We start from the raw sequence: 10569 nt of genomic DNA, 5'->3' as shown, positions 1-10569 counted from the left end.
ACGATCGTGGTGGCCGCGCGTCGGCCTGCCGGGCTTGTGGTTCGGCGCGGCGCTGCTGGCCAAGGCGTCGGGCATGGTCTTTGGCCCGCTCTGCCTGATCGCCGTCGAAGCCCACCGGATGTGGAACACCCGGCCCTGGCCGGATTATCCGTCGGCCCACACTAACCCGAAGCGCAAGCGAGGAGGAACGGCCGACTTGCCTCGCTTGCGCTTCGGGTTTGTGTTGCGGCAGTCTTTGCGCGGGTTCGTGGGCCCAGGAATCATCCGCGCATGGCTCCTGCGAGCATCGATCAGGGACTTGTCGCAGATCGCTGCGATCGGCTTTGCGGTGACGTTGATCTATTGCGGCTGCGACTGGCGTCCGGAACCGAGCTTCGTGGCCTGGGCGCATGGGCTGCCCGAAGGCCGGGCGCACGACGCGCTGGTTTGGCTCTCCGAGCACCTGTGCCTGTTCAGCAATGCGGGTGAGGGGCTGGTGCGACAGGTGAAGCACAACATGCGGGGCCATCACGGATCGTATCTGCTGGGCCGCGCCTACCCGCAGCCCGTGTGGTATTACTTTCCGGTGGCACTGGCGGTCAAGCTTTCGCTGCCGTTGCTGGCGGCACCGCTGGCCGTGCTGGCCGCGCGACGCCGCGCCGCGTTGAATTGGGCGCTGGCCGTGACGGGAGCGCTGTTTTTGTTCAGCCTCAACTGCCGAGTGCAAATCGGCATTCGGCTGGTGCTGCCGCTGGTGGTGTTTCTGGTGGTCGCGGTCGCCGGCGGGTGCGTCGGAATCATCACGCAGAGCCGACCGTGGCCGCGGCGACTCTGGATTGCCGGTTCGCTGGCTGCGGTGCTTTGGACGAGCGCCGCGGCCTGGCGAGCATGGCCCGAAGGGCTTTGTTACACCAACGAACTGTGGGGCGGAAGCGACAACGGTTATCTCTGCCTGAGCGATTCCAACTACGACTGGGGACAAGGCGTCAAAGAGCTGGCGGCCTGGACCCGAGGCCGCGGCTGGCCGCAACTCGACGTTTGGTATTTTGGCAGCGACCCGGCCGTCAACGCCGCTCCGTTGCGTCATCTGCCCTTGCACCTGTTGCCGATCGGCAAACCGTCGGACGTGCCGACGTTCGTGCAAAGCCGCTACCTGGCCGTCGGCACCACGCTGATCTACGGCACGCCGTTGGGGTTGCCGGCGCATCGGGCCGCGGTCGACTTCTTGAGATCGCGAACGCCGGTGGCACGCACCGCAACGTTCTTGATTTACGACCTCGCCGAGCGAGTCGCGGCGAGCCCGGATTATTCATGGCCCCACGAATTCCAGCGCAGACTGCGCGCACACCAACCCGAAGCGCAAGCGAGGTAAGTTCGTTGCGCGGCCTCGCTTGCGCTTCGGGTTAGTGTGGGGCCCTGAATAATCCGGGCGAGTAAGCCTGCCGGCGGCAAATTGGATTGATCGAACGATGAAGCACGCGATGTCGAAAAAAACGGACCTACCGGTAGGCTTACGCCTCCCGCTCGGCTGGGCGAAGGACCACGAACGGCAACTCCGCTGGATCGTCGTGGTGGTTGCCATCGCGGTGTTTGCCGTGCAGTGGGTGCGGTCCGCAGTCAACGTCGAAGACGGCGACTTTTATCTGCATTGGCAGTTCGCCTGCCGCTTTGTGCAACACAAGCTGCTCTACGCAGAGGGGCTGCACATTCCCTACCCGCCGTTCTGGGCGATGGGCTGGTCGCCCATCGCCGCGCTCTCCTTGCCCGCAGCCAAGATGCTTTGTTATCCGCTCAGCGCCGCCGCCTTGGTCGTGCTCCTCTGGACTCTCGACCGCCTGACGCGCCAACAGCTTGGTCTGTCGAGCACGCGGCGATTCTGGGCGACGGCCGCCGCACTGGCCATCGCATCGCGGTTTCTCGTGCGGGAGCTGCCGGAATGCGGTCCCAATCTGATGCTGCTGGCACTGACGTGGTCGGCAATCTATCTCTGGACCCGGCACCGCGACCTGGCCGCCGGAACGTGCCTCGGCTTTGGCGCCGCCCTGAAATGCACGCCCGCCATCTTCATCGCCTATTTTGCCTGGAGGCGGCAGTGGAAGCTGGCCCTCACCGGCACGGCGGCGGCGGCCATCGTTTCTTTGGCCCCGGCCCTCTGGCAAGGCACGGCCGATTACGAGCGGCACGTGCGGCTGTGGCTGAGGCACCTCAGTCTCGGCGCCGGACAGGTCGACCCGACCGTCGGCGTGCTCGGCCCCGAAACTTTGCAAAACCTTTCCCTGCGGCCGGCGATTGCCCGATGGCTGATGCACTTGCCGCCCGGCCACCCCAGCCGCCTCGACCAGCCCGGATACGTGGAGTTTCTCGATCTCGCGCCGGCCTTGGCCGGGCGAGTCACCAAAGGCGTGCTGTTGGCCTTGCTGGCGTGCGTCGCTTGGATGGTCCGCAAGCCCGTCACCGATCGCGGCGACACGGCCCTTCTCTGGGAATGTGCCGCCGTGGGCGTACTGGCCTTGCTCCTGTCGCCCATCACCTGGTATCAGCACTGTGTGGCCTTGCTGCCCGCGTTTTATCTGTTGACGCGCACGGCGGCGGCCGGTGGCCGTGTCGCACCTTGGATGTACGCCGTCGTGGCCGCGTTCATCGCGATCGTGATTGTGTTGAACCGCGGCGTCATTGGGCGAGATGCCACGCTGCTCTTGGCCAGTTACCACCTCACCACGTGGGCCATTCTGAGCGTCTTGTTGCTGACGCTCGGCGGCCGATCGACTGCAACCGGTCGCCGGACCAGCGATGTCGCGGCCTCACCTCTGCGGCGGGCGGCCTAAGCTCATGAACTTCGTCACCACGAAATTGCGGCCGGCTCTGTACCGCGTGCGGCGATCCGTCGAGCAATTCGTGGTGGCTGGGGCAGAGCCGCGGTACAGCGTGAATTCTGCCAATACGCCCCGCCGCGGCGATGCCCCGGTTCCCGCAGCACCGGGGCATCGCTGGCCGGCGGCGTTTTTTGGCGATGGCTCGTCGCATCCGGCCAGCTCTGCCTCAGCCACCGGCAACTGCGGCGCGCGCGTGTCTTGGACGTACGTTCTGCTGGCGCTGGGACTTTGCCTGCGGCTTTATCATTATCTGCGCAATCCTTCGCTCTGGCACGACGAGGCGGCCCTGGTGTTGAACGTGCTCGACAAGAGCTTCTGGGAGTTGCTGGGCCCATTGCAGTTTTCCGAGGCGGCGCCGCCCTTGTTCTTGTGGCTGGAGAAAGCGGTCACGCTCGCTTTCGGCGAATCGCTCTATGCCTTGCGGCTGTTGCCCCTGGCCGCGAGCTGCGGCGCGCTGGTCCTCTTTGCCTTCGTTGCCCGGCGGACGTTGGAGCCGGCCGCGGTGCCGTGGGCCGTATTTCTGTTCGCCACGTCCGACCGGCTGTTGTGGCACTCTTGCGAAGCCAAACAGTATGCGATCGAGGTGTTCGTCTCGGTCGTGCTGTTGGCGGTCTGGCTTGGCACGAGCACTTGGCCGACGGCCCGGCGCGCCGTGCTCTTGGCAGTCTTGGCGCCGCCGCTCTTGTGGCTCGCTTATCCGGCCGCGTTCCTCTATGGCGGTCTGCTCGTCGCGCTCTTGGGCAAAACGTGGCAGTCGCGGCGGGCCGCCGACGGCATTGCCTACGCCTTGCTCTGCTTGACGGTTCTCGTTGCTTTCGCCGCGTTGCTGGCCGGTCCCGTCCACGCCCAGCGCGACGAAACGATCGTCCATTGCTGGGACGCCATGAGTCAGTTCCCTGACTGGAGCCGCCCGATGAGCGTGCCGGGCTGGACCGTGCGATCGACCTGCGACCTGGTCGGCTACTGCATCAAGCCGGTGGGTCAGTGGCTTACGCCTTTGGCCGCCGCGGGGCTGGTTCTCTGTTGGTGGCGCGGGCAGCGCGAATGGTGTCTCGCGCTGATGACTCCGGTTGTCTTGGCGCTCGCGGCCTCGTCGATCAAGGCCTATCCTTACGGGGGCATGCGCGTCATGGCCTATGCCGCACCCGCCGTGACCTTGCTCGTGGCCGCGGCCGTCCCGTGGTGTTTCGAGCGTCTACGGAGCCGTCACCGATGGGCCGCGGCGCCGCTCATCGGCCTGTTGCTGCTGCCGGCACTTCGGGCAGGCTATTGTGCCGCATGGCCGTGGAGCCGGGCTGACTGCGCCGCGGCGTCCGGCTTCGTCGAGCGGCATCGCCGGACTGGCGAAATCGTGACAGCCAATCACTGGGAGTATCTTTATTACTTCCGCGGCCTGGGCGCGGATTTCATACCGATTGAGAATCTAACGACGTCTCCGCAGGCTGGGCGGATGTGGGTCGTCGTGACGGGTGCCACACCGGCCGATCGCCAACCCTGTATCCGGCCCTTCACAGGACCCGAATGGCACACCCAGGAGCGGCGCGAATTCGAACGCACGACCGTGCTGCTCGTCGAACACGGCGGGCTCGCGAAGCGGCCAGCGCGATCGCGCTCACAGCGATGAAGGCCACGCTTAGCGCGGATTATTCATGGCCCGACACTAACCCGAAGCGCAAGCGAGGCCGGGCAACGAACTTACCTCGCTTGCGCTTCGGGTTGGTGTGCGCGCAGTCTGCCCTGGAATTCGTGGGGCCACGAATAATCCGGGTCAGGCGGTCGCCGGAGCGTAGTCTGGGAAAGCTACCAAGCCGAGCTGCTCCCGCAGGCTGAACAGATCGGTCAGGCCCCAGTGCTCGATGAGCCGGCCGTTGGCGAGCCGGAAAACGTGGGCTTCCGGGATGGTGAACTCTCTGCCCGTCGGCTCGGCGCCCATAAAGTCGCCCAGGTGCGTGCCCTTGCCCGACATGATCACGGCCACCTTGTCGCCTTCGGCAACCAACTGCACGATGGTCGCTTGGAAGTCGGGGAACGCCTGGTTTCGGATTGCGAAGCGTTGTTTCAAACCATCGAGGTCAGGGGAGGTCCCCGGCAAAGGATGGTGATCGTAGTAGTCCGGGCTGACTAATTCCTCCAGGATGTCCGTACGCCCCCCATTGACGACTTCGTCCAAGAGGCGGCGCACGACATGCTTGCTTGTTTCCGCGGACACCACTTACGCTCCTTTTGCCCGGTCTTCTCGCTGCCTTCCCAGCAACGCCTCGGCCGAATACGCAATAAGCGCGGCCGTTTCTTCCCGCCGCGTAAGTGCATATAGCACGCCGCGGCCAGACGTGCAAATCGGCGAGTGACGCGCAAGGGCGACGGTTCCGATTATTCCGCCAGCGCCCAGTGGTTGTCGGCGAAGCCGCCGGAAGGTATGGTAAAACACGATGACTTCACTCACGGAAAGCACAACCCCGATTGCCGGACCAGCCCCTGCGGCCGGTCCGATGACCCTGGCCATCGACATCGGCGGCACGGGCCTCAAGGCTTCGGTGCTCGATGCCGACGGCAACCTGGTGGTTCCGCGGGTCCGCGTGCCCACCCCGCACCCTTCCCCGCCCGCAGTGGTAATCGAAGCGGTGGTCAAGCTCGTATCGCCGCTGCCGTCGTACGAGCGCGTCTCAGTGGGTTTTCCCGGCGTGGTGCGCAAAGGGCGGACCGTTACGGCGGCCAATTTGGGTCAGGACGACTGGGCCGGGTTCGACCTTGCCGAGGCGCTGTCCCGGCACCTGAACAAACCGGTGAAGGTGAAGAACGACGCCGATTTGCAGGGGCTGGGAGCAATCCGCGGGCAGGGCATTGAGATGGTCATCACGCTCGGCACGGGCTTCGGCACCGCGCTGTTCGACGACGGCTTCATCGCCACGCACATCGAATTGGCCCACCATCCTTTCCGCAAGGGCGACACCTATGAGGAACAGCTCGGCAACGCGGCATTGGAAAAGGCCGGCCGGCGGAAGTGGAACAAGCGGCTGCGCAAAGCGATCGACACCATCCGCGCCCTGACGAACTTTGATACGCTTTACATCGGCGGTGGGAACGCCAAGCGGATCGACATCGAGCTGCCTCACGACGTTGAAATCGTCTCCAACGACAACGGCATGCGCGGCGGCGTTTGGCTCTGGCGCCACGACCGCCACCATCTGATCCTCGACGATTAACGCGGATTATTCGTGGCCCCACGAATTCCAGCGCAGCCTGCGCGCACACCAACCCGAAGCGCAAGCGAGGTAAGTTCGTTGCGCGGCCTCGCTTGCGCTTCGGGTTAGTGTGGGGCCATGAATAATCCGGGTTAACAGGATTCGTGGGCGGGAAAGGCGAACCTGGCGATCAAACGCTTACGGGTTCGACCGCCAGCGGACTGGCGCGACCGGCCTTCCCGTCGTGAGACGAACGCTTGTCGCCGAGACGCGTCCGCAACAGATCGACCCAGGCGTCGAGCCCGGCGCCGCTCTTGGCAGACGTTTCGAGCACCGGCACACGGGGCCGCACGCGCTCGATGTTGTTTCGCAGCAGCCCCAAATCGAAATCCAGTGCGGCAACCAGATCGGTTTTGCTGATCACCACCGCGTCGCACGAGTTGATCAAGGTCGGATATTTCAGCGGCTTGTCTTCGCCCTCGGTCACCGACGAGACCAGCACGCGCACGTCTTCGCCCAGGTCCCAACTCGATGGGCAAACCAAATTGCCGACGTTTTCAATGAACAGGAAGTCGATCTCGCCAAGTGACCAATCGGCAAGTGCGTCGCGCACCATGTCGGCTTCGAGATGGCACATCGTGCCGGTCAGAATTTGCTTCACCGGCGAGCCGCTCGTCGCCAGCCGCCGGGCGTCGTTCTCCGTGGCCAGATCGCCCACGACGGCAGCCGTGCGATAATCCTTGTTGAGGCGGCTCAAGGTCTGCGTGAGCAACTCAGTCTTGCCGGCGCCTGGTCCGGACACCACGTTCACCACGAGCACGCCCAAGCGGCCGAAGTCAGCGCGCAGTGCGCGGGCCAGCTCGTCGTTCTTCTTCAGGATCTTCGTGCGAAGCTCAAGAATGCGTGGCTGCATGGGTTTCGATTTCTACGGATACCAGTTCCAATTCACGGCCCGTCACGACGTCGGGCGTCGGAGTGCCACAGGCCGGACAGACAAAGTGCCAGCAATCGGGCAACTCACGAGGCGCATCGCACCGGGGACACAGGACGCTGACCGGCACATCTTCGATCTCGAGCGCCGCGCCTTCGCAGGCGGTGCCTTCGGCGGCCAGATCGAAACTGAACCGCAACGCTTCTTTCACGACACCCGACAACACGCCGATGCGGGCGACCAGCCGCGTCACTCGTCGGGCGTCTTCACGCTCCGCCGCTTCGCAGGCCGCATCGACCAGGCATTGGGCAATCGAAAGCTCGTGCATAGCCGCGGCCTCGACGCGACGATTCTTGCCCGCCTCGTGTTCGCCCATCACGGTCGTCGGGCTAGCCGGATTGTACCGCAATCGAATATCCTGTCAAAAAAGTGTGCCCGGCACGGGGCGAGGTTTTTTGCCCTTGAGTGCTCGGACGAACCCGCTACGATAGTTGATGGCAGGCTGCTGGCTGCGCTCCGGCCGCCGTGCGCCGATGCCTCCTTAGCTCAATTGGTCAGAGCATCTGACTCTTAATCAGAGGGTTCCGCGTTCGAGTCGCGGAGGGGGCACTTTGGAAGCCCGGATTCGCACATCTGCTTCGATCTTGCTTTGCGCTAGCAGGATATTACGATAACAATATGAGCCAACTGGTAGAGTTATCGGACGAGCTTGTGCAAAACGCACAGCGGAGGGGGGAAGTTGCGGAGCGCTCGGTCGCCGGGCAGATCGAGTATTGGGCTGTACTTGGGCGCGCCGTTGAACCTCTGTTCGAAGGCCCGCGGGCCGTTGCCTTCCCAAGCGGTGACGCTGCGGTGCCTGTTTCTCAGTTACTTGCCTCCGTCGATTCGCCGGAAGGGCGACAGCGCGTTGCGGACTATATACAGTCGCGGCCCGGTCCGCATTTTGAGGCCGCTCCAGGTGAAGCGGGCATGCTCGTGCGGGTCGACGCGGATGGAACACGCACTCTGGGCCGCATTATCGACGGTCAGTTTCGGCCGGCCGGATGATCGACTTCGCCCAATTCGATCGACGGCCGCTCATCGTGGCGGTCGCCGGACCGAACGGGGCGGGAAAGACGACGTTTTTCCGCACGCAACTTTCCCGCGCTCGATTGCCGTTCGTGAACGCCGACGTTTTGGCGGCCGCATCGTCCACGGATTCATACAGTGCGGCCCGATCGGCCGACGACCTCAGAAGGGCGTACGTTGATCGGGGTGAAAGCTTCATCTTCGAAACCGTGTTTTCGGATCCGGTCGGCGACAAAGTCGGCTTTCTGGACGATGCAGCGCGACGAGGTTACACGGTGGTCTTGTGCTACATCGGGCTCACTGGCGCCGAGCTGTCGGCGGAACGTGTGGCCATGCGAGTTTTCGAAGGCGGTCACGATGTTCCAGCAGACAAGCTGCGATCGAGATTTCCGCGCACGCTGGAGAATCTTCGCGCAGCGATTCGGCGTTTGCCGCACGTGTTGATCTATGACAACAGCGATCTTGCCGTTCCGTATCGCCAGGTAGCGGCTTTCGATCACGGGCAATTGCAGTCGCTCGCAGAGCCCGTTCCCGAGTGGCTTCGGCCTCTGCTACCTTGACCCTGCTATTGCTGAGATGCTGGTGGCGGCGAATAGACGGGCGGGGGCGTTCCGAGGCCGCTTGCACCGGTGCCGTCGAGATGCACGTGCGGCGGTGGCGCGATCATCGGTGTTCCGGCCGCGCGAAACGAGGCAACCGTCTCTTCCACCATAACCGGCGATATTACCAGAATGCCGTAGTCCCGAAATACGAAAGTGCAGTCGTACATGTCGGCCAGGGCCTGTAGAGCCGCCTCCATGGTGATCTGCTTCAGGGAAAGCGTCACCAAGGACGGGTAGCTCTCCTCCTTGCCTTCCGCCCACTCATCACGATGTAGGATGACAAACTCGACGCCACCCCCGCCAACTTCCGCGAGATAGCCAAGCACTTCGCCTATCGGTTGTTTCACGAAGTCGAGATCGACGCGCGACTGCAGAAACTTCTGGACCTTCTCCGAGACGGCTGGCCCGGCTTTGGCAGATGCCGGCGCGGACCCCATTCTGGCGCCCATGCCCATGCCGTGCCCCTGCATCGCCATACCCATGCCAGGCCCCATTCCCATCATGCCAGGCCCCATTCCCATGCCGGCATCCATACCCCCCATCATCGCATCCATGCCACCTCCTGCCGCCCGTTGCTGAACCTTGGCGGGCAACTCCGCTCGCTCCGCCTGCTTCCAAAACTCAGTCCCCACTCCCAGCAAATACATCAGGTGAGCTTCGTCTTCCAGGATCGCCTGACGAAGCTTTTCGAGTTCAGCATGCTCGGTCGCGACCGTCTTGGCCCTCAAGGCTTTGTTGTTCGTGTATCGCTGAAACACCAGGGTTACGTCGCGCGCGATGCTCAGGCGAACTTCGTTCAATTCGGCCTGAGCTTGCCGCAGCTTGGCGTCGGCCACCAGGATGGGCGGGCTGTTGTGTAACGCGCACGCCAGCGCTTCATCCAGCTTGCCGGGAATGGCGCTCTCCATCCTTTGCGCGGCATTGCGCTCCGCGGCGGCCCGCTTCTGTTCGGGCGAAAGATCGTCGATCAGGTCGGTGTTGAGACGCAAGTCCGGCGGCAGCGTTTGCTCCGCGCCCGTCCGCGGCTTCTTCGCTCGCCCAGCGGCCTCCTTGGCGGCTTCCTTCCGCGCCTTGGGGAGATCGTCGATCAAATCTTCGTCCTGGGCCAGTGCTGCATTGGAAATGACAAAAAGGAAGCCGACCAACGTGAGATGGTAGAAGCGCATGTTTGATACTCCTGTTCAAGGGATGTTGCCGTAGGGTGGGACCAGCGAGCTTGCGAGCGCCGGCCCACCGATTTCAGGCGTCAGGTTTCAGGCGTCAGGCGTCAGGACAAGCAACCGGATGCCTGACGCCTGATGCCTAACGATGGTGGGCCGGCGCTCGCAAGCTCGCTGGTCCCACCCTACATCTGCCCATCATTCCGCGGCGAGCCGGCCCTCGCTGCCGGCCGCCGACGATTTAAGCTCCGCCAGCAGCCAACTATCGTCCGATTCACGCTTTGCCAGGTCGCCCTGCGGAGTCAACTCGATGACCTGGCGGTAACAGTCGAGCGCCGATTCTACGTCGGCCGCGCCAAACAGGTAGCGATCGCCCGCCAAGCGCAGCAGACGGATCTGCTCGCGACGCGGGGCGCCGGCCACGCGGCCACGCAACTCTTCCGGCGACAACATCGACAAGTCTTCTGTGGTCGATTCGCGGGGCGCTTCGCTCACGGCGACCTGGGTCGTGGCCGCCGCCGGTGGCTCGTTCGGCGCGACAGGCGGTTTCTCGCGCGGCCAGCCGAGCCACGCGGTGCCGATGCCCGCCGCATAAGCCAGCCCCCAACCGGCCGCCAACGGTAATCGCCGTCGCCGCGCGCGACGGCGGACCAGTTTCGTGGTCTCGGCCAGCAGACGAGCACGCAGCGCGTCGGGCGGCTTCGGCCAGCTCGACCAATCGACGGCGTCCAGCGGAAGGTCTACTTCGGGCACATCACTCATCTTTCCACCTCC

At 64.1% G+C, this 10569-nt stretch carries 10 protein-coding genes and 1 tRNA gene; 5 read left to right on the top strand and 6 right to left on the bottom strand.

Features of this window, described 5'->3' with window-relative positions:
* The 3 genes from VNH11_26610 to VNH11_26600 all read left to right on the top strand — a co-directional run.
* On the top strand, positions 1 to 1351 hold a 1351-nt coding region (locus VNH11_26610; GenBank protein HVA49966.1), incomplete at its 5' end, for a hypothetical protein.
* 109 nt (positions 1352 to 1460) lie between these two features.
* A complete protein-coding gene (locus VNH11_26605; GenBank protein HVA49965.1) occupies positions 1461 to 2804 on the top strand; it encodes a glycosyltransferase family 87 protein in 1344 nt (447 codons plus the stop codon).
* Between the two features lie 4 nt (positions 2805 to 2808).
* Complete coding sequence (locus VNH11_26600; protein ID HVA49964.1) at positions 2809 to 4476, top strand: hypothetical protein; 1668 nt, start codon at positions 2809 to 2811, stop codon at positions 4474 to 4476.
* A 144-nt stretch (positions 4477 to 4620) separates the two neighbouring features.
* Here the strand turns inward: VNH11_26600 and VNH11_26595 are convergent, their stop codons facing one another.
* Complete coding sequence (locus VNH11_26595) at positions 4621 to 5061, bottom strand: ester cyclase (protein ID HVA49963.1); 441 nt, start codon at positions 5059 to 5061, stop codon at positions 4621 to 4623.
* Between the two features lie 220 nt (positions 5062 to 5281).
* On the opposite strand from VNH11_26595, the gene VNH11_26590 reads away from it, so the two are divergent.
* A complete protein-coding gene (locus tag VNH11_26590; protein ID HVA49962.1) occupies positions 5282 to 6055 on the top strand; it encodes an ROK family protein in 774 nt (257 codons plus the stop codon).
* A gap of 169 nt (positions 6056 to 6224) precedes the next feature.
* On the opposite strand, the gene hypB is transcribed toward VNH11_26590, so the two are convergent.
* Together hypB and hypA are read right to left on the bottom strand one after the other, a co-directional pair.
* Complete coding sequence (gene hypB, locus VNH11_26585) at positions 6225 to 6947, bottom strand: hydrogenase nickel incorporation protein HypB (GenBank protein ID HVA49961.1); 723 nt, start codon at positions 6945 to 6947, stop codon at positions 6225 to 6227.
* Positions 6928 to 7374, bottom strand: coding sequence for a hydrogenase maturation nickel metallochaperone HypA (hypA, locus tag VNH11_26580; GenBank protein ID HVA49960.1), 447 nt, complete (start codon positions 7372 to 7374; stop codon positions 6928 to 6930). Before hypA ends, hypB begins: the two co-directional genes overlap by 20 nt.
* Before the next feature lie 126 nt (positions 7375 to 7500).
* Between hypA and VNH11_26575 the strand changes: the two genes are divergently transcribed.
* Positions 7501 to 7574: transfer RNA gene (locus VNH11_26575), tRNA-Lys, on the top strand.
* Between the two features lie 590 nt (positions 7575 to 8164).
* Here VNH11_26575 and VNH11_26570 read toward each other — a convergent pair.
* The 3 genes from VNH11_26570 to VNH11_26560 all read right to left on the bottom strand — a co-directional run bounded on the left by VNH11_26570 (position 8165) and on the right by VNH11_26560 (position 10557).
* Complete coding sequence (locus VNH11_26570) at positions 8165 to 8539, bottom strand: hypothetical protein (GenBank protein HVA49959.1); 375 nt, start codon at positions 8537 to 8539, stop codon at positions 8165 to 8167.
* 59 nt (positions 8540 to 8598) lie between these two features.
* Positions 8599 to 9801, bottom strand: a complete 1203-nt coding sequence (locus VNH11_26565; GenBank protein ID HVA49958.1) for a hypothetical protein — start codon at positions 9799 to 9801, stop codon at positions 8599 to 8601.
* Between the two features lie 192 nt (positions 9802 to 9993).
* Positions 9994 to 10557 (bottom strand): hypothetical protein, encoded by a 564-nt coding sequence (locus VNH11_26560; GenBank protein ID HVA49957.1) that lies wholly within the window; start codon positions 10555 to 10557, stop codon positions 9994 to 9996.
* Positions 10558 to 10569 lie beyond the last annotated feature (12 nt).

It is taken from the genome of Pirellulales bacterium (genome assembly GCA_035533075.1).
Taxonomy (GTDB): Bacteria; Planctomycetota; Planctomycetia; order Pirellulales; family JAICIG01; genus DASSFG01.
Note: the sequence above shows the minus strand (reverse complement) of the source record. Positions and strands in the feature narration are given on the sequence as shown.